The organism is Pseudomonas sp. IAC-BECa141 (assembly GCF_020544405.1).
Taxonomy (GTDB): Bacteria; Pseudomonadota; Gammaproteobacteria; order Pseudomonadales; family Pseudomonadaceae; genus Aquipseudomonas.
In genome coordinates, this window is the sequence record NZ_CP065410.1 from 2,257,758 (window position 1) to 2,281,994 (window position 24,237).

19 protein-coding genes are annotated in these 24,237 nt (G+C 63.3%); 14 read left to right on the top strand and 5 right to left on the bottom strand.

Annotated elements, in window-relative coordinates; genetic code table 11:
* Positions 1–290: 290 nt before the first annotated feature.
* The 5 genes from I5961_RS10240 to ycaC all read left to right on the top strand — a co-directional run bounded on the left by I5961_RS10240 (position 291) and on the right by ycaC (position 4,513).
* On the top strand, positions 291–668 hold the full coding sequence (locus I5961_RS10240) for a DUF6124 family protein (RefSeq protein WP_085698569.1): 378 nt from the start codon (positions 291–293) through the stop codon (positions 666–668).
* Between the two features lie 233 nt (positions 669–901).
* Positions 902–1,318 (top strand): DoxX family protein, encoded by a 417-nt coding sequence (locus tag I5961_RS10245; RefSeq protein ID WP_085698570.1) that lies wholly within the window; start codon positions 902–904, stop codon positions 1,316–1,318.
* On the top strand, positions 1,311–1,937 hold the full coding sequence (locus tag I5961_RS10250) for an antibiotic biosynthesis monooxygenase (RefSeq protein ID WP_085698571.1): 627 nt from the start codon (positions 1,311–1,313) through the stop codon (positions 1,935–1,937). Before I5961_RS10245 ends, I5961_RS10250 begins: the two co-directional genes overlap by 8 nt.
* 45 nt (positions 1,938–1,982) lie before the next feature.
* Positions 1,983–3,821 carry an amidohydrolase gene (locus I5961_RS10255; protein ID WP_085698572.1) on the top strand — a complete coding sequence of 613 codons (1,839 nt, stop codon included), beginning with the start codon at positions 1,983–1,985 and terminating at the stop codon, positions 3,819–3,821.
* Positions 3,822–3,886: 65 nt separating this feature from the next.
* Entirely contained in the window at positions 3,887–4,513 is a 627-nt protein-coding gene (ycaC, locus tag I5961_RS10260; protein WP_011333417.1) for an isochorismate family cysteine hydrolase YcaC, read from the top strand.
* A gap of 58 nt (positions 4,514–4,571) precedes the next feature.
* On the opposite strand, the gene I5961_RS10265 is transcribed toward ycaC, so the two are convergent.
* Positions 4,572–5,999, bottom strand: a complete 1,428-nt coding sequence (locus tag I5961_RS10265; protein ID WP_085704822.1) for a mechanosensitive ion channel family protein — start codon at positions 5,997–5,999, stop codon at positions 4,572–4,574.
* Between the two features lie 63 nt (positions 6,000–6,062).
* The gene (locus tag I5961_RS10270) at positions 6,063–7,079 is read right to left on the bottom strand and encodes an alpha/beta hydrolase (protein WP_227235114.1); all 1,017 of its coding nucleotides are present in this window, start codon (positions 7,077–7,079) and stop codon (positions 6,063–6,065) included.
* A gap of 162 nt (positions 7,080–7,241) precedes the next feature.
* Between I5961_RS10270 and I5961_RS10275 the strand changes: the two genes are divergently transcribed.
* The gene (locus I5961_RS10275) at positions 7,242–8,141 is read left to right on the top strand and encodes a LysR family transcriptional regulator (protein ID WP_227235116.1); all 900 of its coding nucleotides are present in this window, start codon (positions 7,242–7,244) and stop codon (positions 8,139–8,141) included.
* Between the two features lie 152 nt (positions 8,142–8,293).
* On the opposite strand, the gene I5961_RS10280 is transcribed toward I5961_RS10275, so the two are convergent.
* The 3 genes from I5961_RS10280 to gspG form a co-directional block, all read right to left on the bottom strand.
* A complete protein-coding gene (locus I5961_RS10280; RefSeq protein WP_227235118.1) occupies positions 8,294–8,956 on the bottom strand; it encodes a hypothetical protein in 663 nt (220 codons plus the stop codon).
* A 79-nt stretch (positions 8,957–9,035) separates the two neighbouring features.
* Positions 9,036–10,223 (bottom strand): type II secretion system F family protein, encoded by a 1,188-nt coding sequence (locus I5961_RS10285; RefSeq protein ID WP_115077250.1) that lies wholly within the window; start codon positions 10,221–10,223, stop codon positions 9,036–9,038.
* A gap of 14 nt (positions 10,224–10,237) precedes the next feature.
* Positions 10,238–10,666: a type II secretion system major pseudopilin GspG gene (gene gspG / locus I5961_RS10290; protein WP_085698578.1), complete on the bottom strand. Its 429-nt coding sequence runs from the start codon at positions 10,664–10,666 to the stop codon at positions 10,238–10,240.
* A gap of 203 nt (positions 10,667–10,869) precedes the next feature.
* Here gspG and I5961_RS10295 point away from each other — a divergent pair, with 203 nt between their 5' ends.
* The 8 genes from I5961_RS10295 to I5961_RS10330 all read left to right on the top strand — a co-directional run bounded on the left by I5961_RS10295 (position 10,870) and on the right by I5961_RS10330 (position 24,210).
* Positions 10,870–11,481, top strand: coding sequence for a lytic transglycosylase domain-containing protein (locus I5961_RS10295; protein WP_413541590.1), 612 nt, complete (start codon positions 10,870–10,872; stop codon positions 11,479–11,481).
* Positions 11,482–11,683: 202 nt separating this feature from the next.
* Positions 11,684–17,527, top strand: a complete 5,844-nt coding sequence (mnxG, locus tag I5961_RS10300) for a manganese-oxidizing multicopper oxidase MnxG (RefSeq protein ID WP_319633927.1) — start codon at positions 11,684–11,686, stop codon at positions 17,525–17,527.
* A gap of 174 nt (positions 17,528–17,701) precedes the next feature.
* On the top strand, positions 17,702–19,624 hold the full coding sequence (locus I5961_RS10305) for a YncE family protein (protein ID WP_227235119.1): 1,923 nt from the start codon (positions 17,702–17,704) through the stop codon (positions 19,622–19,624).
* Positions 19,625–19,637: 13 nt separating this feature from the next.
* Positions 19,638–20,288 carry an SCO family protein gene (locus tag I5961_RS10310; protein WP_227235121.1) on the top strand — a complete coding sequence of 217 codons (651 nt, stop codon included), beginning with the start codon at positions 19,638–19,640 and terminating at the stop codon, positions 20,286–20,288.
* Entirely contained in the window at positions 20,285–20,911 is a 627-nt protein-coding gene (locus I5961_RS10315; protein WP_227235122.1) for an SCO family protein, read from the top strand. The genes I5961_RS10310 and I5961_RS10315 overlap by 4 nt, the downstream gene beginning before the upstream one ends.
* 9 nt (positions 20,912–20,920) lie before the next feature.
* Positions 20,921–22,471: an ABC transporter substrate-binding protein gene (locus tag I5961_RS10320; protein WP_227235124.1), complete on the top strand. Its 1,551-nt coding sequence runs from the start codon at positions 20,921–20,923 to the stop codon at positions 22,469–22,471.
* A gap of 15 nt (positions 22,472–22,486) precedes the next feature.
* Positions 22,487–23,440 carry a peptidylprolyl isomerase gene (locus tag I5961_RS10325; RefSeq protein WP_085698585.1) on the top strand — a complete coding sequence of 318 codons (954 nt, stop codon included), beginning with the start codon at positions 22,487–22,489 and terminating at the stop codon, positions 23,438–23,440.
* A gap of 236 nt (positions 23,441–23,676) precedes the next feature.
* Positions 23,677–24,210: a response regulator gene (locus I5961_RS10330; protein WP_085698586.1), complete on the top strand. Its 534-nt coding sequence runs from the start codon at positions 23,677–23,679 to the stop codon at positions 24,208–24,210.
* Positions 24,211–24,237: the final 27 nt, after the last annotated feature.

Genomic DNA, 24,237 nt, shown 5'->3' on the forward strand with positions numbered 1-24,237 from the left:
ACGCATCCGCCAGAATCCGCCGGCTTGTGCGCCTAGGGGGCGGGTTCTATTGTTTGGCGGTCGCTGAAAAGCAGCGATCGGGTTTAGCGATCCGGCTCCCTACAGACGCAACAACGCCCAATACCAATTGCAGTCTTTTCTCTGCACTTGGCGTAATGGTGGCTGTGCGTGGGAGACCTTCGGGTCTACCCGGGGTTTCTGTGACCCGGATCGCTAACCTGCGTACAGCCGCCACCTTTACTTGTTTAGCGATGAGTCGTGGCGGCTCAGTCCCATCACGGAGATTTGCCATGATCAAACCCACGCCAAACCCTCCGGAAGTCGATTCGACTTCCCCCTACGAAACCCTCGACTCCAAGAAATTCCACGAAGCCGCCGAACGCGCCCTCGATCACTATCTCAATCCGCTGCTCCCCCGCAAACCACTGCTCAAACCCAATACCCGCTACCTCATCGCCCCCGGCATCGACAGCGAAGAACTGCTGGCCGACGCCTGCGAAACCCTGACCTCGGCCAAGGTCATGGCCAATGACTTCGCCGGACTGGTGGACGGCCCGCAGCGGCATGTGCTGTTGGGGATTGCGCAACTGATCATGCTGGGGGAACTGGCGGTGAATCGGGTGCTGGATAACCTGGAGGTGAAGGCTGAGGCGCCCGCTATAGCCTGATCGTTTCCACTGATCGTTCCCACGTCGAGGCGTCGAACCGTCCGCGTGGGAATACCTCATTGGACGCTCTGCGTCCGCTCTTTGGGACGCGGAGCGTCCCGGGCTGCATTCCCACGCAGAGCGTGGGAACGATCACGGTTCCGGCCCTGAACACGCCAAAGAGAGCACACCCATCCAATTTCCCCCGATCAATCGTTGCACCATGCCTGCAATGATTGATCAAGGATGGGCCCATGAACGCTGTACAACGCAATGACCAGGCGCAAAACCTCGGCCTGCTGTTCCTGCGGGTGACCGGCGGGTTGTTTCTGCTGTTCGTCCACGGCTTGCCCAAGCTGCTGGACTTCACTGCGCAGCTGCAACTGATCGAAGATCCGTTCCACCTCGGTGCCCACCTCACTTTGATTCTGGCGATCTTTGCCGAAGTCCTCTGTCCGCTACTGATCGTCGCCGGGGTGCTGGCGCGTCTGGCGTGCTTGCCTATTCTGTTTGTGTTGCTGGTGGCGCTGCTGCTTGTGCATCCGCAATGGAGTGTGGCCGAAGGGCAGTTTGGCTGGTTGCTGTTGATCCTGTTCACCACTGTTCTGATCGCCGGGCCCGGACGGCTGGCGCTCAATGTTCGTTTGCCCGGAGTACTCCGTTATGCCTGATGCCCAGACCCTGAAAAAACCGGGGCCCGAAGAAACCGTGACGCTGATCGTCAAGCACCGGGTCAAGGCCGGTTTTGAGCAGCCGTACGAAGCCTGGCTGCGCAATATCGTCAGTGTGGCGGGGCGCGAAGAAGGGCATCTGGGCGTGGACGTGATGCGCAGCCAGCAGGGCGGGCTCGCGCTGTTCACCTGCGTGCTGCGTTATTGCTCGACCGACGCGATGCAGCGCTGGCTCGATTCACCGCAGCGTCAGAAGCTGATCGACGAAGCGGCACCGATGCTCGCCGACGGCGACCAGACCGAAGTCAATACCGCCAGCGAATTCTGGTTCACGCCGACCGACGAGGCCGGTTCGCCGCCACCGCGCTGGAAGCAGGCCGTGGTCACGCTGCTGGTCATCCTGCCGCACACCTTGCTGGTGCCGCTGATCTGGGGGCCGCTGCTGCAGCTCAATGCCTTCCTCTCCAACTACGTGGTCGCCACATTCCTGATCACCCTGACCATCGTGTTGTCGGTGGTCTACGTGTTCATGCCGCCGGTGACCCGTCTGTTCGCGCCGTGGCTGGAAGCCGGTCAGTCACACAAACACCTCGAATCCAATGCCAATCCGCCGCGCTGAAGTGGTGGGTCCGGGCTCCGTTTCACTTATCTCGAAGGAACTGCGATGAACGCCGATCTGATTCTGTTCAATGGCCAATTTCATACGGTAGACCGCGAAAAACCCCTCGCCAGCGCCGTGGCGATCAAGGACGGGCGCTTCGTCGCCGTCGGTAACGATGCCGAGGCGATGGCGCTCAAAGGTGCTGGCACTCAAGTGGTCGACCTCAAGGGCCGCTGCGTGATCCCCGGCCTCAACGACTCGCACTTGCACCTGATCCGTGGTGGCTTGAACTACAACCTCGAACTGCGCTGGGAAGGCGTGCCGTCGCTGGCCGATGCGCTGCGCATGCTCAAGGATCAGGCCGACCGTACGCCGACTCCGCAATGGGTACGCGTGGTCGGTGGCTGGAACGAATTCCAGTTCGCTGAAAAACGCATGCCGACCCTTGAAGAGATCAACCAGGCGGCCCCGGACACCCCGGTTTTCATCTTGCACCTGTATGACCGCGCGCTGCTCAACCGCGCCGCGTTGCGCGTCGCCGGCTACACCCGCGACACGCCGAACCCGCCGGGCGGCGAGATCGTGCGCGATGCCAATGGCAACCCGACCGGCATGCTGGTGGCGCGGCCGAACGCGATGATTCTGTACTCGACGCTGGCCAAGGGGCCGAAGCTGCCGCTGGAATATCAGGTCAACTCGACCCGTCAGTTCATGCGCGAACTCAATCGCCTCGGCCTGACCAGCGCCATCGATGCCGGCGGCGGTTTCCAGAACTACCCGGACGATTATCAGGTGATCGAGCAACTGGCCAAAGACGACCAGTTGACCGTGCGCATCGCCTACAACCTGTTCACCCAGAAGCCCAAGGAAGAACTGACCGATTTCCAGAACTGGACCGGCAGCGTCAAGTTGCATCAGGGCGACGACTTCCTGCGTCACAACGGCGCCGGCGAAATGCTGGTGTTCTCGGCGGCGGACTTCGAAGACTTCCTCGAACCGCGCCCGGACCTGCCGCAGACCATGGAACAGGAGCTGGAGCCGGTGGTGCGCCACCTGGTCGAACAACGCTGGCCGTTCCGTCTGCACGCGACCTACAACGAATCGATCAGCCGCATGCTGGATGTGTTCGAGAAGGTCAACCGCGACATTCCGTTCAACGGCTTGCCATGGTTCTTCGACCACGCCGAAACCATCACCCCGCAGAACATCGAGCGGGTGAAAGCGTTGGGCGGCGGCATCGCGATTCAGGATCGCATGGCGTTCCAGGGCGAATATTTCGTTGACCGTTATGGCAAGCAAGCCGCCGAAGCCACGCCGCCGATCAAGCGCATGCTTGCCGAAGGCGTGCCGGTCGGCGCGGGCACCGATGCCACGCGGGTGTCGAGCTACAACCCGTGGACTTCGCTGTACTGGATGGTCAGCGGTCGCACCGTCGGCGGTCTGGCGCTGTACGAAGAAGGTCTGCCACGCAGCACCGCGCTGGAACTGTTCACCCATGGCAGCGCCTGGTTCTCGTCCGAGCAGGGCAAGAAGGGCCAGATCAAGGTCGGGCAACTGGCGGATCTGGCAGCGTTGAGCGCGGACTTCTTCAGTGTCGAGGAAGAAGCGATCAAGTGGATCGAGTCGGTGCTGACCGTGGTCGGCGGCAAGATCGTTTATTCCGCCGGCGACTTCGAAGACCTCGGCCCGCGTGCCTTGCCGGTGCTGCCGGACTGGTCGCCAGTGGTGAAAGTCCCGGGCCACTGGCGCCCGAATTCGCCATTGCAGGCCCAGGTCCACCAATGCAGCGGCCCGTGCGCGGTGCATACCCACAGCCATGAAAAAGCGCGGATGTCGAATGCACCGGTCAGCGATTTTGCCGGTTTCTGGGGCGCGTTCGGTTGCTCCTGCTTCGCTTTCTGATTCCGTAAACGGCGCCGGTCTTCGTGGCCGGCGCTTGCCGCATCACCCATCCCGAGGAGTTTCACATGAGCAACGTTCCTTACAAACGCCTGAACAAAGACGACGCCGTGGTCCTGCTGGTCGACCACCAGACCGGTCTGATCTCGCTGGTGCAGGATTTTTCGCCGAACGAGTTCAAGAACAACGTGCTGGCGCTGGGTGACATCGCCAAGTTCTTCAACCTGCCGACCATCCTCACCACCAGTTTCGACAGCGGCCCGAACGGCCCGATCGTGCCTGAACTGAAAGAGCAATTCCCGGATGCGCCGTTCATCGCCCGCCCTGGCCAGATCAACGCCTGGGACAACGAAGACTTCGTCAAGGCCATCAAGGCCACCGGCCGCAAGCAACTGATCATCGCCGGTGTGGTGACTGATGTGTGCGTGGCGTTCCCGACTCTGTCGGCCATCGCTGAAGGTTTTGAAGTGTTTGTGGTGACTGACGCTTCCGGCACTTTCAACACCACTGTGCAGCAAGCGGCCTGGGCGCGCATGTCGGCGGCGGGTGCACACCTGCTGAACTGGTTTGCTGTGGCGTGTGAGCTGCAGGGTGACTGGCGCAACGACATGGAAGGTCTGGCGAATCTGCTGTCCCAGCGCCTGCCTAACTATCGCAACCTGATCAACAGCTATACCAAGTTCACTGCCAAGTAAGCTTGTAACGAAGAGGCCCGCCAAAGTGGCGGGCCTCTTTTTGTCTTCTGAAAAGGGCTCAGCGTTTTTGCAACCAGCCCAGGAATCCACCTTTCCTCACTGGCGCAGGCTTGGCCATCAACGCCAACCGGCTATTCTGCTGCCGTACCGCCTGCAGTTTATTCAACGCCCGACCCACTTCACTGCGCTGTTCCATGCACTGGCGAGTCAGGTTTTTGTCGAGGCGATAAATGATCGAAGACGTCAGTGCGGTAAACGTCGCCTGCGAAGGCGTATCCGCCAGAATGCTCTGTTCGCCCATGACTTCACTCGGCCCCATGCGCCCGGCCTCGGTGAATCCGTTGCCGTCGGGCACGCTGGCGCTGACCACGCCGGTAGCGATCACGAACAGACTGTCCGGGACTTCCTCCAGATTGAGCACCACCTGCCCGGCGCTGTACTGCTGCGCGACCATCGATTCGGCAAGACGATCGCGTTCCTCATGGCTCAGCGAGCGGAAGATTTTCACTTCATCGAGCAAGGCACGGGCGCGGGTCGAAGGTTCGATCACGCCGTCGGGGTGGCGCGAAATACCGGCCGCTTCGAGGTGGCGGTGGGCGAGGTCGAACAGTTGATTGCGCACGTCGCTTTTCTTGCCCAGTTCGGCGATGAATCCGCTGGCCACGTACTCGGACATTTCTTCGCCGGCCTCTTTCAGCACCGCTTTCGGTGCAGGCGACAGCAACAGACTGCTGCTGCCCTGCAGCGTGCGGTCGAGGGCGTCGAGTACCCGGCGCGGGCGTATGTGGTTCGGCACCTTGATGCTGATCGACACGCCGTGCAGGTTGTTCGGGCGGCTGAGGTTGACGATCTTGGCCTTGGCCGCCACCGAGTTCGGCACCACGGCCAGGGTGCCGGTGCTGGTCAGCAGGTGCGTGGCGCGCCAGTTGATGTCGAGCACTTTGCCTTCGACGCCGTCGATGACCACCAGATCATCCACCTGATACGGCTTGGTGGTGTTGAGCACGATGCCGGAAAACACGTCGGCCAAGGTGCTTTGCAGCGCCAGACCGATGACGATCGCCACCACGCCGGAGGTCGCGAGCAGACCTTTGACCGGCAGATCCAGCACATAACCGGCTGCCGCGACGATGGCCGCCAGAAACACCAGCGCACCGATCACGTCCTGCAACAGACGGCCGCTGTGGCCGATGCGGCGCATCAGGATCAGGCCGATGACTTCGGTGAGCACCCGCGCGGCGTAAAGCCACCAGAGAATCCCCAGGGCCGTCGCCCCGAGTTGCGCCACCGGGTCATCGGCGAACATGGGCACCTGCAACGGGCTGACGCCGGCGTTGATGACCAGTGCGTTGAAGGCCAGAAACAGCACCAGTCGCACAGCGACCCGTTGCGCGCGATGCTTGAACGGCGCGAGGTGCCAGATCAGCGCGTCGAGCACCAGCAGCAGGGCACTCCAGGACAGCAGATGGGCAGAAAAAAGGCTCATGAGGTGAACTCCGGCGGGCACAAAAGAAAACGCCACACCCGAAGGTGTGGCGAGGGGTTGCACTCAGTTCAGGTGGGTCTTGAGTTCTGCCGCTGCCTGGCGCACGGCGGCTTTCACCTCGGGGATGCCGTTCAGCGGGTTGAGCAGGCCGAAGTCGTGAATCATCCCGTTGTAACGCACCGAGGTCACCGGCACACCCGCCGCGTCGAGGTGGCGGGCGTAGCCTTCGCCTTCGTCACGCAACACGTCGAACTCGGCGGTCTGCACCAGCGCGGCGGGCAGGCCCTTGAGCTGTTCGGCGCTGGCGTTGAGTGGCGAGGCATGGATCTGCGCGCGCTCGGCCGGGTTGGTGGTGTAGTTGTCCCAGAACCACTGCATCATGCCTTTGGTCAGGAAGTGGCCCTCGGCGAATTGCTGGTACGAGCCGTTATCGAACCCGGCGTTGGTCACCGGCCACATCAGCAGCTGGAAGCGCAGGGCCGGGGTTTTCTGCTCCTTGGCCATCAACGCCACGACCGCCGCCATGTTGCCGCCGACGCTGTTACCGGCCACCGCCAGACGCTTGCCGTCGACCCCGATGTCCTTGCCGTGCTCGGCCACCCATTTGGTTGCCGCGTAAGCCTGATTGATCGCAGTCGGGTACTGCGCTTCCGGCGACGGCGTGTAATCGACATACACCGCAACCGCGCCAGAGCTCACCACCAGATCACGGATCAAGCGTTGGTGCGTCGGGAAGTCACCCAGCACCCAGCCGCCACCGTGGAAGAACATGAACACCGGCAGCTCGCCCTTGACCTTGGCCGGACGCACCACTTTCAGGTTGATCGTCTGGCCATCGACCTTGATCGCCTTGTCGCTGACTTCAACGCCGGACAGGTCAACCTTCACCGAAGCCTGGGCACCGGTCAGCACCGCACGGGCGTCTTTCGGGCTCAGTTGCTCCAGCGGTTTGCCACCACCGGCGGCGAGGGCATCGAGGAAGGCCTGGGTGTTGTGTTCGACGCCAGTGTTCTGGGCGGCGAATGCGTTGCCGATGGACAGGGCGAGGAGGGACGCGGCGAGGGTTTTCTTGATGTTCATGTGTAATTCCTTTTTAAGTCGTTTGAGTTTTTGTATGCCTTGGGATCGGGCTGCTGTGGCGCTGGGCTTCAGGCCTCAGCAACACCGTGAGCACAGATTAATGAGGTGCCGGAAAGTGAAAAAGCGGCTATAAAGCGTTTAACTGTCAACCAGAGAGTGACAATGAACCCGTTCGAAGACATGCGTATTTTTTGCCAGGTGATGGACTCCGGCAGCTTTACCGCGGCGGCCGATCAATTGGGCCTGTCCAAGCAGTTCGTCAGCCGTCGGTTGATGCAGCTGGAAGAACGCCTCGGCGTTCGATTGCTCAACCGCTCGACCCGGCGCCTGGACGTGACGCCGCTGGGCCAGAGTTATTACGAGTCGGCTCTGCGTTTGCTCGGCGAAGTGGAATCGGTGGAGCAGAGCATCGCCGGGCAGACCGCCGAGCCGCGCGGGGCGATTCGCGTGAGCGCACCGCTGTCGTTTGCACTGGCGCATTTGGGCTGCCTGCTGCCGCCGTTTCTGCAGCGTTATCGCGAGGTCACGGTGGAAGTGGATCTGAGTGATCGGCCGGTGGATCTGCTGGGCGAGGGTTACGATCTGGCGCTACGTATCGGTGTGCTGGAAGACTCGACCTTGATCGCCCGCCGCATCGCGTCAATCGAGCGGGTTTACTGCGCCAGTCCGGGGTATTTGGCCGAGCGCGGTACGCCGGTCAAACCGGAAGATCTGCTCGGCCACGACTGCCTGCCTTACGGCCACGGGCGTTCGGTGCAGTGGCGGTTCAACGCGGGGCAGGGCAAGCCGCTGCTGGTGAACGTCACCGGGCGGATGCGCGTCAACAACGGTGAATTGCTGCGGGATGCGGCGGTGGCGGGGATGGGGATTACCTATCTGCCGACGTTCATTGTCGGCGCGGCGCTGAAGGATGGGCGGCTGGTGCCGGTGCTGGACGAGTTTCGGCCCGAACCGCTGACGTTGTCGGCGGTGTATCCGCAACATCGTCAGGCGTCACGGCCGGTGCAGGCGTTGATCGAGTTTTTGCGTGAGCGGCTGGATAAGGCACAAGCGATTTTGTAGCCGCTCAAAAATTCAGTAGCCGATAACTGTGGGAGCGAGCTTGCTCCGGGCGGCGTTCCGACGAAAGCTCTCTGTCTGCCTTCGAAGAGGTTGTGTGTGCCGACGCCTTCGCGAGCAAGCTCGCTCCCACAGGTGGTGTGTTTCAACGTGAGTCAGTTGGCCCGCTTGTCATCGCCAGGCTCACCGCCGACATGTACGCCGCGATCATCACCGGGTTCGCCCGCCGCATGCTGGCCCCGGTCATCGCCGACTTCACCGGCACGGTGTACGCCATGGTCATCGCCGACTTCACCGGCGCGGTGTACGCCATGGTCATCGCCGACTTCGCCGGCGCGGTGTACTCCATGGTCGTCGCCGACTTCGCCCGCGCGATGCACACCGTGGTCATCGCCGGGTTCCGAATGCGTTCCGCTGCGACCCGATGACGCCGTGCTGCCGGAATGGCCCGAACCGTGGTCACTGCCGCTGTGGCCACTGTTGCCTCCGCCGCCACTGCCACTGTTGCCACCACTGCCGCTGCCGCCGTGACTACCACCATTGCCACTGCCGCTGCCGCCGTGACCACCACCATTGCCACCGCCGCCACCTCCATTACCGCCACCACCGCCTCCGCTGCCACCACCGCCGTTACCGCCTCCACCACCGCCGTGTCCACCGCCGCCGCCACCGCCACTACCTCCACCACCGCCGCCACCGCTACCCCCTTCCTTGGCCTGAACACTCGACAGCCCGGACAGGTTGTCCGGAATCAGTACGGTAGACGCCGACAGGACTGCGCCGATGGCCATTGCGAGCACTAGCTTTTTAATGTGCATATCGTTCTCCGTCTTTGTTGTCTTGATTGGGAACGTGGATGTGCCTTGTTTTTGCGTGTGATCCGACCCGTTCCCGAGGTCAGTGGATACTCGAAGCCAGTTCGAAGATCGGGATGTACATCAGGATCACGATCACCCCGATCAACAGGCCGATGAAGGTCATGAGCAGCGGTTCGAACAGACGCACGAACCACTCGATCCAGCGGCTGATTTCCTCATCGTAGAAATCGGCGCTGCGTTCCATCATTTGCCCGAGGTTGCCGGACTGTTCGCCGGCGCGCAGCAGGCGCAGGGACACGGGTGTCACCAGCCGGTTGAGCTCAAGTGCGGTGGACAGCGATTGCCCCTCGCGCACCCGCTCGCAGGCCTGATCCAGCCGCGCCCGCGAGGCTACGGTGAGCAGGCCGCGCACCATGCCCATGGCCGTCACCAGTGGAATCCCGCCTTGCAGCAGAATCCCCAGAGACCGGTAAAACCGCGCCAGCTCATACATGAAAATCCGCTGGTGCACGGCGGGCAGTTTCTCCACCAGCCGATCCAGCCCACGGCGAAACGCCGGTTGTTTCTGCAGCACGGCGAGGGCGATGACGATTGTCGCCAACAGGCCGAAAAACTCACCCTGATGGGCGTGCAGAAACATGCCGCTGCTCATCAGGATCTGCGACAGCCACGGCAGGTTCGAGCCCAGCCCTTCGAACACCAGGCTGAAGCGCGGCACCACGTAGCCCATCAAAAACAGCACCACGCCACCGCCGACCACCAGCAACAACAGCGGGTAGATCGAGGCGCTGACGATCTTCTGCCGCACCTCGTCCATGCGCTGGCGATAGCTCACGTAGCGGCCCAGCGCATCGCCGACCGCACCGGTCTTCTCGCTGGACTGTACCAACGCCACGTACAACGGCGGGAAAACCGCCGACAACTGGCCCAGTGCCTGGGAGAAGGATTTGCCTTCGTACAGCAGTCGCACCAGCTCGCTCAGGGTTTTGCGGGCGGCGGGGGCGGTTTCTTTTTCGGCCAGGCTTTCCAGTGCATCAATCAGTGGCAGGCCGGCGTTGAGCAGGGTGGTCAGTTCCTGGCTGAACAGCACCAGGTTGAAGGTTTCACGCTTGCTCAGACGCAACGAGCGCCAGTGACGCTCGGCGTGCAGGCTGACCACGCGCAAGCCTTGATCCTCGGCGATGCGCCGCGCTTCGCTCTGGCCGGGCGCCTCGACGCTCAGCGACACCACCCCGGCCTTGCCCACTGCCTTCAAATGAAAACGCATGCGCTGTACTCCGCTCATTGCCAGTTGGTGACTTCGGCGTTTTCGCCTTCGCCGCCGGGCTGGCCGTCCTTACCCATCGAGAGCAGATCGTACTCGGCGTTTTCGCCGGGATAGCGGTAGGTGTAGTTACGCCCCCACGGATCCTGCGGCAGTTTTTTCTGCAAGTACGGGCCGGTCCATTTGGCTTCGTCGCTCGGTGCGGTCACCAGCGCCTGCAAGCCTTGTTCGGTGGAGGGGTAGTGGCCGACTTCCAGCCGATACAGATCCAGCGCCTTGCTCAGGCCTTCGATCTGCGCCTTGGCGACCTTCACTTCGGAACGCCCCAGCTGGGCGAAATATTTGGGCGCGACGATCCCGGCCAGCAGGCCAAGCACCACCAGCACCACGAGCAATTCGAGCAGGGTGAAACCGCGTTGGGCATGCGGACGAAAATGCAGCTTCATGATGACCTCCCGTGAGTGGCAGCCGTGTCGCCACAGGGGCTTATGCAATTGCCATGCTCAGCCCCCGATAAATTCGGCTGTCGGGCTGTAGCCCTTGTATTACGGGCTCTTCAAGATTCGGCACAGTGCTTGCGTAGGGCTGGATGACGACGGGTCAGTGGGGCATTTCCCCCAATTTTTCGGGGCCTGTCAGGGGAGGCCCAATGATCCGTTCATTCACTGCAGGACTGCTCGGCTGCGTGCTGTCAGTCGGTGTCGCGCAAGCCGATGTCTTCGTATCCGTGGACGCCAAGGGCAGCTACGTGCTGTCCAACGTCCACCGTCCCGGACGCACTTACGAGCGGGTGATCCGCGAAGCCGATGCGCCGCTGGTCAGCCTTGACCGGCAACCACAATTGATCGCCAACCAGCCCTATGCCGAGCTGGTGTCAGCGGCGGCCAGCGCCAATCAGCTGCCTGAAGCCTTGCTGCACGCGGTGATCAAGTCCGAATCCAATTACAACCCCGGCGCCACCTCGCCCAAGGGGGCCGGCGGACTGATGCAATTGATGCCCGACACCGCCCGCGAGCTGGGGGTGAAAGACGTCTACGACCCCAAGGCCAACATCCAGGGCGGGGCCAAATACCTCAAGCGCCTGATGACCCTGTTCGACAACGACATCGCCCTGGCCGTGGCGGCTTACAACGCCGGACCTGACGCGGTGCTCAGCCGCGGCCGGGTGATCCCGCCGTTCGCCGAAACTCAACGTTACGTGCCCAGCGTCTTGCGCCAGTACCGGCGTCTGCAAGGGCTGGCAGTGGACGCGCCGTTGTAGGTCCGGACACGGATTTTCCCCACTTTCGGGGCAAATCCGAGGGGCCGGAAAAGTGGGGAAACGGGTGGGGAATATCCCCCGGATTCTCAAATGGCTTGTGTAACTGATTGAGATGGAAAGCAATTTTTTGTGGCATGCGGATTGCTCCAAGGGGTTTATCGAGAATCGTTCCCTGTGAGCACCCACTACGAGGTTTCCGATCATGGTTGGCATTCACCACGCACCGTCCCTGTTGAACTGGCTGCTGTTGCTGGTCTCGATGCTCAGTGTCGAACTGGCCAGCGCCACCGTGCGCTGTGAGCGCAATCTGGTGGCCAACGTCGTCGCCTTCGATCAACCGCTGATGTTCAACCGCCTCGGTGCGCAGAATGCCAACGGGATGATGTACGCGCTGCGCCGCGATGTGGTGGATGAGCATGACGTTTCGCTGGCCAATGGCGGCAGCGCGGTGCCGGGCAAAGTCTCGCTGCGGCCGGACAAGCGCCCGCGGCCGCTGGTGCTGCGGGTGGCCGCCGGTGATTGCCTGACGATCAACCTGCAGAACCTGCTCGATTATCAGGCCAACCCGAACAAGCATTTCGAAGGCCCTGAAGGCGAAGAAGGCGAGGAGGGCACCGAGAACGCCAACGGCGCCGATGCTTTCAAAGTCGACGAGCAGGTCGCCGACCGCCATGTCGGTTTCCAGGTCAACGGCCTGCAAGCGGTGAACAGCATCGACGACATTTCCTCCTATACCGGGCGTAACGCCAATACCCTGGTGCCGCCGGGCGCGAGCCGTTCGTATGTGCTGTACGCCGAGCGCGAAGGAGCGTTTGCCGTCAGCAGTCGCGGCGCGACATTCGGTGGCGAGGGCGCGGCCGGGAATACCGCCAATGGTCTGTTCGGCCAGGTCGTGGTGGTGCCGAAGTCGGGCCGCACCTATCGCAACACTCTCACTGAAGAAGAAATGCGTCTGGCCACCACCGGTCGCACACCGGCCGGTCAACCCATCGTCGATTACCAGGCTCGCTACCCGCAGCGCGAACCATGGCTGCGCGAAGGCAAGGCTGGCACGCCGATCATCAGCATGGTCGACGGCAACGAAATCATCTCCAGCGAAAGCGATGCGATTGTCATGGGCAGCAATGCCGATGGCAGTTTTGCGCCCAGCACCTATCCGTTGGAATCGATGGGCAAACGCAACCCGGCGATCCCCAACCGCCTCGAACCATTTCGCGATTTCGCCTCGCAGTTCCAGGATGAAACTGCCGCCACCCAGGCATTCCCCGCCTACTGGGCCGACCCGGTCATGGCCCATGTGCTGGAGCCGACCCGCGACTCGTTCATGATCAACTACGGTTCCGGCGGCATGGGCGCTGAAGTGGTCGCCAACCGTCTCGGCGTGGGGCCGATGCACGATTGCCTGTCCTGCGCCTACGAAGAATTCTTCCTCAGCTCGCACACCGTCGGTGACGTGGCGATGCTGGTGGATGTGCCGGCCAACACCGGGCTCGAGAGCATCGCCCCCGGCCAGACACCCAGCGCCGATCAGGTCGGCGTCAAGGCCACCATGGCCCTTTATCCGTCGGAGCCGTCGAACGTCAACCACAGCTACATCGGTGACTTCGTCAAATTCCGCAACACCCACAACGGCCACGAGCAGCACATCTTTCACCTGCACGGTCACCAGTGGCTGTTCAACCCCAATGATGACAACTCCGATTATGTCGATGCCCAAGGCATTGGTCCGGGCGCCGGCTATACCTACGAAATCGCCAACGGCGGCTCCGGCAACCGCAACCGGGTGGCCGGCGATGCGATCTATCACTGTCACTTCTATCCGCATTTCGCTCAGGGCATGTGGTCGATGTGGCGGGTGCACGATGTGTTCGAAGAAGGCACCCGGCTGGAAGTGTCGCAACAGGGCGCCGATGGTTATCACAGCGAACCTTACGCACTGCGCAGCGGTAAACCGGCTGCCGGTGCCCGCGCCTTGCCGGATGGCGAGATCATTGCCGGCACGCCGATTCCGGCCGTCGTGCCGCTGCCCGGCAAAGCCATGGCCCCGATGCCGGGCAAAGTGGTGGTCGTGCCGAAAATCGGTGAAACCCTGGTCGCCGGCCACGATGACGACGATGAGGAAGAAGAGGGCGATGACGATGGCGAACACCATAGCGGCAACGGCGGATCGCAAGCCATCGGTTCCCTGGCATTGGTCGATCGCAGCGAAGCCAACCGCAACGCCGACGGCAGCCTGAAAAACCCCGGCTATCCATTCTGGATTGGCGGCATGGAAAGTTCGGTGGGTCAGCGTCCGCCAACCCCACCGCTGGACATGCTCGACGCCGCCACCGCGCAATCGTTGAAAGCCAGCGGCAAGGCGCTGTGGGCCAACCTCGACCCGAACCAGTCCGGCGGCTGGGATGGCGGCTTGCAGCGGCACGCCCTCGACGGAGTGGCGGCCGGAGGCGAGGCACACACCGTGACCACTTCGCTGGACTTCTCCAAGGAAGTCACTCGCGCCAAACCGATTTACCTGCCCGAAGAGGGCACGGAAGTGGAACAGGCCGCGATGGCGTTCCACGCGAAAAAAGACCACCCAAGCTTTGCCTTGCTGCCCGGCAATCAAATCGTGGCCAAGGCCTTCCGCACCAACGGCGCCTTGCCGATGGCCGGCGCGCCGTACTACGAACCGTGCATGGACGACCGGCAAAAACGCCTGACCAGCAGCGCCGGCAGCGGTGAATTCGCCAGCGGCGACCGGCTGGACGGCATGTCCTTCGTCGGCGCTTCGACCTTCACCGCCGACCGGCCACGGATCTACAAGGCCGCCAACATCCAGTTCGATGCGGTCTACAACAAGGTCGGTTATCACTTCCCGCAAGCCCGGATTCTGGCGCTGTGGGAAGACGCCTGGCCGGTGATCACCAAGCAGCGTCCGCCAGAGCCGCTGGTGATGCGCATGAACACCTTCGACTGCGTGCAATACCAGCAAACCAACCTGGTGCCCGCCACCTACGAGATGGACGACTATCAGGTGCGCACCCCGACCGACGTGATCGGCCAGCACATCCACCTGCCGAAGTGGGACCTGACGTCCGCCGACGGTTCCTCCAACGGCTGGAACTACGAGGACGGCGTGCTCTCCCCAGGCGCTGTTCAGGAACGCATTCACGCGATCCGCGAGTACAACCAGTGCGAGGGCAGCGACCCGCGCGACGGCACCCAGGCGTGCCCGAAAGCCAAGGCGCATCCATTCTTCGGCCAGTTCGGGCGCAGCGACTGGATGGGCGCACGCACGGCCATGCAACGGTGGTTCGTCGATCCGGTGGTCAACGCCAAGGGCGTGGACCGGGGGCTGGGCACGATTTTCACCCACGACCACCTCGGCCCATCGACTCACCAGCAGATCGGGCTGTATGCCACGGTGCTGGCGGAGCCGGCCGGTTCCACCTGGTTTCACGCCGAAACCGGCGAGCCTCTGTACAGCGGCGCGCGCCAGGACGGCGGGCCGACCTCGTGGCAGGCGGTGATCAACACCGGCGACCTCGACGGCGACGGCAAGAACGACAGCTTCCGTGAGTTCTTCCTCGAATACAGCGACTTCCAGCACGCCTATGAAGCCGGTGTGTACGTGGGCGCCGGCCCTAACGGCGTGCCTGATCCGCAAGCGTTTCCGGCCACCGCCGACAGCTTCCGCTACGCGATCAACCCGCCGGTGCGCAGCAACGCCAGCTCCTTGCTTGAGGGCGTGCTGGAAATGCAGGGCGGTCAGGTGCCGGGCTGCCCGAGCCGGCCTTGCCCGCAAGCGATCTCCGTGGATGATCCGGGCATGTTCGTCGTCAACTATCGCAACGAGCCGCTGGCCCTGCGGGTCTACGACCCGAACAAGGTCGGCCCGGACGGCAAGCGCGGCATGCAGGCCGACGGCCTCGGCGGCGATCTGGCGTACGCCATGCAAAGCCGTACCGACCGGGCGATCCCGGCGATGAACCTGGCGCCGAATCTGGTGACGGCTGCCACCGGCCCGACCGGCGGCACCACGCTGTTCCCGCCGCACATCAACAAGGGCGGCAGCGAGCCGGGCGATCCGTTCACCCCGATGCTGCGTACCTACACCGGCGACAACGTGCGTCTGCGGGTCCATGCCGGCGGCCACGAGGAAGAGCACAACGTCACCCTGCACGGCGTGAAATGGCTGCAGAGCGGTTCCGGTTTCGGCAACAGCTCCAACTCTGGCTGGCGCGCCTCGCAGATGATCGGCATCTCTGAACAGATGGGCTTCATCGCACCCGTGTCGATGCTGTCCAGTTCCGCCGCGACCACCGGTGACTATCTGTACTCGATGGACGCTTCGATCGAAGGCTACTGGAGCGGGATCTGGGGCGTGATGCGCAACTACACGGCCAAACGCAATGACCTGTTCGCCATCCCCAACAACCCGAACCCGGCCGGCATGCGCAACACCGTGGCGTTTGAAGGCAGCTGCCCACGGATCAGCGCCAACCCCAACGGCATCGGCACCCGGCCGACGGTGCAGCGCAACTATGAAGTGGTCGCCGCGCTGGCCAACGACATCCTCGGCAATTCGCTGGGCCTGAGCATCGGCGATTCGGCCGGGCTCGGTCAGCATGTCGGCGGGCCGCTGAATCCGGCGGGCGGCACCCTGGTGCTGAACTCGCGCACGGTGAGCATCCCGCAAGTGACCGTGACTGATCCGGAGGACGGCGAGACCATCACCATCGGTGGCCAGAGCGGGCCGCTGCATGATCCGACGGCGATCCTGTACGTGCGCAAATCCGACCTCGATCCGGTCAGCGGCAAGCTCAAACCCGGCATTCCGGTCGAACCGCTGGTACTGCGCGCAGCGGCGGGGGACTGCATCAACATCACCCTGGAAAACCGTCTGCCGAGCGTGATGCCGGACCTGACCCAGACCGCGGTGATGCAAGGCATCGTCAAGCGCGACCGCAACAGCGGCCTGGGCTCGACCACTTTCAGCAACAACCTGATGCGGCCGTCCAGCCACGTGGGGCTGCACGCCCAACTGCTGGCCTACGACATCACCAAATCCGACGGTGCCAACGTCGGCGCCAACCCGATCCAGACCGTGCCGCCACGGGTTGGCAGCAGCGGCGCCTACCCGACCCGTACCTATCAGTACTACGCCGGGCACCTGGAGCGTGAAGGCAAACCGGTGACTCAACTGGGGCGCAGTGTCGACAACATCAACGCCACGGCCGTGGAATTCGGTGGCTTGAACATCACCCCGGCGGATGTGATCAAGCAACCGCAAAAAGGTCTGGGGGGTGCGATGAGCATCCTGCCGATCGGCGCGACCTGGGTCGACGATGCGCGCAAGGTCAACGCCACGGTCACCGCACCGGGGCAGACGACTTACCGCGACTTCGCGATGGTCTGGCACAAGGCGCTGAACACGCGCTGGGCCAATGGCCGGCCGGTCGAAGGCATCGCTGCCGAGGGCTTCGGTGTGCCGACCGATCCGCAAGACAACTCGAGCATGGCCATCAACTACAAGACCGAGCCGCTGTGGTATCGCTTCGGCCTCGCTCCGGATGCGCCGTTCGGCCATGCCGATGGCGCCGGCTACGGCGACATGACCAACGCGCACATGGCCTACAGCAATGCGCTGGTGGGGGGCGATCCGCAGACGCCGGTGCTGTATGCCAAACCGGGGCAGCCGTTGCGTACGCACATCCTGATGCCGAGCGGCGGCAGTCGCGGCACGACGTTCCAGCTCGACGGACATGTCTGGTCGCTCAACCCGTTCCAGGCCGAGAAGAGCGACACCGGTGGCTACCCGATGGGCACGCCGGGTGTGGGCTCGGTGCGCTTCGGCTACAACCCGATGTCGATGTACATCGGCGCTCACGAGAGCGTTCTGCCGGCGGCGCACTTCAGCTTCATGATCCCGAGCGCCGGGGGCAGCAACGCGATACCGGGGGACTACCTGTTCCGCGATTACGCCGCCTACGGCAATACCTCGGGGCTGTGGGGATTGCTGCGGGTGACCAATGAGCCGGAGCCGGCGCCGCCTGCTCAGTAGCTGGAATGCGATGGATCGGTGGATGCAAAAACTGTGGGAGCGAGCTTGCTCGCGAATGAAAGCAACTCGGTTTCGAGGGGTGAGGCGTCTGACGCCTTCGTCGGAACGCCGCCCGGACCAAGCTCGCTCCCACAGGGCGGTGGTGTTTCGGACAATGTGTCAGGGGAGAGCGACATGAACAGGATCATCAACATTATCGGCATCTGCCTGCTGGCGATGGCCGGCGCGCTGCTGACGCTGAGCGAGATAGCCCTGGCGCAAACCGGCGCCGGGCAGGTGCTGACCCGCGACGGCGTATCGATCGCCTTCAACCTGAAGCCGCTGGCCAGCGACGGCCAGTTACGTGAGGGCGAGTTCGCCGACGTGCAGTTTCGCGTCACGGACGGCGCGTCCGGCCAGCCGTTGTCCGGTGTGGCGCCGGGGGCGTGGATCGATCCGCAAACCGTTGCCGCCGATCAGGCCCAGGGCCGCGATCAGAGCTGCAAGTCGCGGGTCGGCACGTTCCTCAAATCCAACATCGGCGCGCGGCCATTGCTCGATCTCAACAGCTATTTCCTGTTGGTGATGAACCGCGATGCCAGCGTTTCGGTGGTCGATCCCTCTGTCTCGGTCGGCGGCATCACCAGCACGCTCGCGCGGATCGAACTCAAGCAATCGCCGATGGATTGGGTCACGCCCAAGGACAACAAAAAGGTCTTCGTGTCGATGCCGGCGGCGGGAGAAGTGGCGGTGATCGACAGCGAGCAGTTCAAGGTCATCGACTCGGTGGCCGCCGGCAGCCAGCCAGTGCGAGTCGCGCTGCAACCGGACGAGCGCCTGCTGTGGGTCGGCAACAACGCAAGCAAGGCTGAAGCGTCAGGCGTCACGGTGATCGACACCCAGAGCCTCAAACCGCTGAAACACCTGGCGACCGGTCGCGGCCACCACGAAATCACCTTCAGCAAGGACAGCCGTTTCGCCTTCGTCAGCAACCGCGACGACGGCACCCTCAGCGTCATCGACGTCGCCAGCCTGAGCCTGCTGCAACAGGTGCAAACCGGTTCCAGCCCGCTGTCGGTGGCGTACTCGCCGCTGTCCGGCGCGGTGTACGTGGCCGATGGCAAGGACGGCACCGTCACCGTGATCGACAGCAACAGCCGCGCCGTAAGGCGGGTAATCAAGCTGCAACAGGGCCTCGGCCCGATGGGTTTCAGCGCCGACGGCCGTTTTGGCGTGGTGCTGAACACGGTGGAGAACCGCGCCACGGTGATCGACGCGGCCAACGATTCGGCGATCCATGACCTGGAGGTTTTAGCCGAACCCTATCAAGTGGTGTTCACCCAGGCCTATGCCTACGTGCGCGGACTGGCCTCGCCGAAAGTCACCATGATCAACCTGTCTTCGCTGGGCGAAGGGCGTCAGCCGATTACTCAGGGTTTCGAGGCCGGGCCGCAGCCGCCACGGCTGGCCGGGGACCTGCCGCTGGCGTCGAGCCTCGCGGTATCGCGCGATGACAACGCGGTGTTCGTGGTCAACCCGGTGGACAACACCACCTATTTCTACGCCGAAGGCATGAACGCGCCGATGTCCGGTTACCCCAACCGAGGTCAGATCGCCCGTGCCGCGCTGGTGATCGACCGCAGCCTGCGCGAGGTATCGCCGGGGCTCTACAACGCACGGGTCAAGCTGCCGGCGGCGGGGCGCTTCGACGTGGCGTTCCTGCTCAACCAGCCAAACATCATTCATTGCTTCACCGCGCAGATAGCGTCCGACGGCGCGCCTGAAAAACATCTGGGCGTGCCCAAAGTCGAGTTCCTGCTGGACAAGACCGCCGTGGCCCTCAACGACCCGTACGTGGTGCGTTTTCGCATCGTCCAGGGCAAACAGAAGATCCAGCGCAGCGGCGTGACCGACGTGCAGTTGCGCTACTTCCTCGCGCCGACCTCGCGCCCCCGCGAAGTGGCGGCACAGGAAGTCGCCGACGGCGTGTACGAAGCGCCGGTGACCCTCGACCGCAGCGGCGCCTGGTACCTGCATGTGCGCGCGGCCTCGCTGGGCGCCGGTTTCGACGACAAGACATTTGCCAGTGTCCGGGTGCTGCCCGGCCAGACCCAGTGACGAGGTAACGACCATGAACCGATTTGCATCCCGTGGCCTGCTGACCCTGTGCCTGTTGACCGTCGGTATCCAGCAGGCCAGCGCCCACTCGGCGGACGAGCATGCCGGGCACACGGCCCCAGTCGCCAACAGCCAGGAGCATGCCCAGGTCAAATTCGCCGACGTGCCGCTGCTCGACCAGAACGGCAAGACCGTGCACCTGGAGCAGGATCTGGTGCACAACAAAATCGTGGTCATGAGTTTCATCTACACCAGCTGCACGACGGTGTGCCCGGTGGTCTCGTCGATCATGGGCAAGGTGCAGAAACAGCTCGGTGCCCGGGTCGGCACCGAAGTGCAACTGGTGTCGATCAGCATCGACCCGCAGCGCGATGACCCGAAACGTTTGCAGGATTACGCCCGCACCTTCCAGAAAGGCCCGGGCTGGAGCTGGCTCACCGGTTCGCCGCAATCGATCACCGCCACCCTCAAGGGCCTCGGCAGTTTCAGCGGCGACTTCAAGAATCACCAGCCGCTGATCCTCGTCGGTGACGGCAACAGCCGCCACTGGACGCGCTATTACGGTTTCACCGACCCGGCATTGCTGGCCAGGGAAGTCGAGAAACTCAGCGGCCTGCGCACCCACGCCAAACACACCGCGATTGCCATGGAGCAACAACCATGAGAACCCTGGACTGGATCACCCTGACGTTGTGTTTCTGGATTTTCAGCGCCATGGCCCTGGCCCACGAAGGCCACGAACAACCTGCACCGACAACGGCCAGCGCTGCGCCGGCACCGGCCAAAGGCACCCACGACGCGAAAACCTGGTTCACCGACACGCCGCTGCTGGATCAGAACGGTGACGTCCAGCGTTTCTACAGCGACGCGCTGCACAACCGCGTGGTGCTGCTCAACGTGATCTTCACCCGTTGCAATGACGCCTGCCCGCTGATCACCCGCAAGCTCAAGGAAGTCCGCGAGCTGTTGGGCGACGAGGCCGACGGCATCACCTTCATTTCCCTTACCAGTGATCCGCTGCGCGACACGCCGGCGGTGCTCAAGGCTTACACCTTGAAGCAGGGTGCCGATGACCCTCACTGGCTTTTCCTCACCGGCGACAAGGCGCAGATGGACCTGGTGCTGGGCCGCATCGGGCAGATCGTGCCGACGCCCGAGCAGCACTCGACCCAGTTGATCGTCGGCGATGTCGCCAACAAACGCTGGAGCAAAATCCGTCCCGATGCCCCGGCCGCCGCCATTGCCCAGCGCTTGCAGTTGCTGACAATGCCCGTGGCCGGCCGCTGAGTCCGCGCCATGAACCTCGGCCGCGTCCTCGCCCTGATCCTGCTCGCTGGCGTCAGCCTCGGCGCGGCCGCGTTGCCGCTGACCGATGAAGAAAGCGCCGGCAAGCGCCTGTACCGCGAAGGTTTGTCCGCCAGCGGCGAACCGATCATGGCGCGGGTCGGCGCGGCGGATGTGTTGCTGCCGGCCACCAGCCTGCCGTGCGCCAACTGCCACGGCGCCGACGGTCTCGGTCGGCCCGAAGGCGGGGTGCGTCCGCCGGAACTCAACTGGTCGCGGCTGACCAGCGTCCACGGTCAGCAGCAAATCAATGGCCGCCATTACCCGGCTTACACCGAGAGCAGTCTGGCGCAGGTGATCCAGCAGGGCCGCGACCCCGGCAACAATCGCCTCGACCCGAGCATGCCGCGCTTTCTGCTGTCGATGAAGGATCAGCGCAACCTCACCGCCTACCTCAAACGCCTGGCCGATGACCGCGATCCGGGGCTAGATGACCAGACCTTGCACCTGGGCACCTTGCTGCCCAGCCAGGGGCCGCTGGCCGAGGAGGGCGCAACCATCGCGGCGGTGCTCAACGGCAGCGTGGCGCGGATCAATCAGGCCGGCGGGATTCACGGCCGGCAGTTGCGCCTGACCGTGGCCGATCCCGGCCCGGATCGCGCGAGTGCTGAACGGGCCCTGCAACGGCTGATCGATGAGGAAAAAGTCTTCGCCCTGATCGCACCGCTGGCCCCGGCGCTGGACAGTGAGCTGGCGCCGCGCCTGGAACAGTCCGGTGTGCCGTTGATCGGCGCCATGTCGCTGCTCGGCCCGGTACAGGCCAGCCCGCAGATTTTCGAACCGCTGCCGGGTCTGCGCGAACAGTTGATCGCGCTGGCGGACTACGCTGCCGCCAGTCTGCGCGTGCTGCAAGGGCCGACGCTGATCGCCTATCCCGATGACCCGGCGCAAGTGCTGGCGGCGCAGACCCTCGGCCGTTATCTGCAGGATCACGGCTGGCAAAAAGTCCATCTGCAGGCTTACGACCCGGCGGCGGACAGCTTGCCGCTGGGCTCACGCTCGGTGTTTTACCTGGGCAGCGGTGGTGGTTTCAGTCGGCTGGCGACCGGATTGCAGAATGCCGGGCAGGTGCCTTATCTGTTTGCCGCATCGAGCCAGGTGGCGGGGGATCTGCTGCAAGTGCCGGAGGGATTTTCCCGGCGAGTGTTTCTGGCGTATCCGTTCGTGCCCAGCGACTGGACCCAGGCCGGGCGCATGGCGCTGACGCTGTTGCGCGAACATCAGGGCCTCGGCGCCCAGCACGCGGTGCTGCAAGTCGGCGCTTACGCCTCGATGCTGTTGTTCAGCGAAGGCATGAAGCAGGCCGGCCGCGACGCCAGCCGCGAAAAACTGGTGGCGGCGCTCGAAGGCCTGCACGACTTCGACACCGGCCTGACCCCGCGCCTGAGCTTCGGCCCCGGCCGACGATCAGGCCTGAGCGGGGCGCACGTGGTCACCGTTGACTTGCCCGACCAGCGTTTTTACCTAGTCGCTCCCTACAAACCGATTATTGCCACGCCCTGACCGGAGGCCCTGATCATGAAGCTCAAAACCCTGTGTTTGCTGCTGACAGGCTGGTTGTCGGTGGCGCTCGCGAACGATGAACCGGTGGCCGCCCGGGTCAACGGCGAGGCGATTTCCGGGTTTCGCCTGGAACGCTATTTCGCCGAGTACCTGGAAGATCAAGGCCGCGCGGTGGCGAGCATCCGCAACCCGAAGGCCTATAAACAACTGCGGCAGGCCGCGCTGGATGCGTTGATCGACAAGGAACTGCTCTGGCAGGAATCGCGCAAGCGCGGGGTCAGGATCGATGAGCAAACGGTGCGCGATCAGGTCGAGCAGACCCGTACCGCGATCGGTGGCACCGATAAATTCCTCCAGCGTTTGCAAGACGCCGGTTTCGACGAGACCTCGTTCACCGAGTACACCCACCGCGAACTGGCGGCGCAGCGGATGTTCGCCGAGCTGACCCGGGTCCAGGCCCCGGACGAGCAAACGGTGCGGGCTTTCTTTGAAGAACACCGCGCTGAAATGGGCGCGCCGGAGCAGGTGCAGGCCCGGCACATTCTGATCAAGGTTGCCGGCGATGCCGACGCCGCCACGGTTGAAGCGGCGCGGCTACGCTTGATGCAAATGCGGGCGGCTATCGCTGAGGGGCAAACCTTTGCTAGCGTCGCCCAATCGGGATCGGAAGATGTCACCGCCCGCCAGGGCGGGGACCTGGGGTATTTCGCCCGTGGGCAAATGGTGCCGGCCTTTGAAACGGCGGCGTTTGCCCTCAAGCCTGGCGAAGTCAGCGAGGCGGTGCGTACACCGTTCGGCTGGCATTTGATTTTTGTCGAGAACCACAAGGAGGCGGCCGATGTCCCAGAGGAGCAAGGGCTGGAAACAGTCAGGGCGTACCTCGCCCGACAGCAACAGACCCAGGCTCGTCGTCAGGTGCTCGCGCAGTTGCGGGCAGAGAACAGGATCGAACGAATTGACGACGACTGAAGGTTCCCCCCCAAAAGTGGGGAATGGCTTCGATGCCCATTCAGGTGCTTCCCCGTTTCTGGGGAACGGGGTACCGGGACGAGCGGGCATTTCCATTCAATTCAAGGACATGAAGACAAAAAATTACCGGCACTCAGCCTGGCATGAAGTGTGCGTTACCTCTTGTGAGGCGCACTCCAGCAGGTTCGGGTCATTGAATTTCAATTGCCGGCACTTGAGGTTTCAGGGAGTCCACCTTGGTTAACAAAGTACTGGTTGTCGAAGACGAACAGCTGCTTGCACAGAACCTTCAGGATTATCTGTCGGCGCAAGGGCTGGAAGTCCGGATTGCACATGACGGCGCAGAGGGAATCGGCCTGGCCGAGACTTTCGCCCCCGACGTGCTGGTGTTCGATTACCGCTTGCCCGATATGGAAGGGTTCGAGGTGCTCGACGCGGTCCGCCAGAACAGGACGTGTCATTTCGTGCTGATAACGGGTCACCCGACCGCTGAAGTCTGTGAGCGGGCGCGGCAACTGGGGGTCAGTCACATCCTGTTCAAACCGTTTCCACTGGCGGAACTGGCCCGAGCTGTCTGTGACCTTCTGGGGATCCAGCGCGAAGAGAAACCCGGTGCGAGCCCATCCGAAGGCTTCGTCGAACGACGCCAGAGCAGGACCGAGAGCTTCCCGTTGCAGTTGTACGATGGCAGTTGGGTGCTGGCGGACCGCCGACGAAACCGGTCGGAGGCCATGGCACCGGACGACGATCAAATGCTCACCGGGGAGTAATGGCGCGATAGACGTTCCGGCACTCGC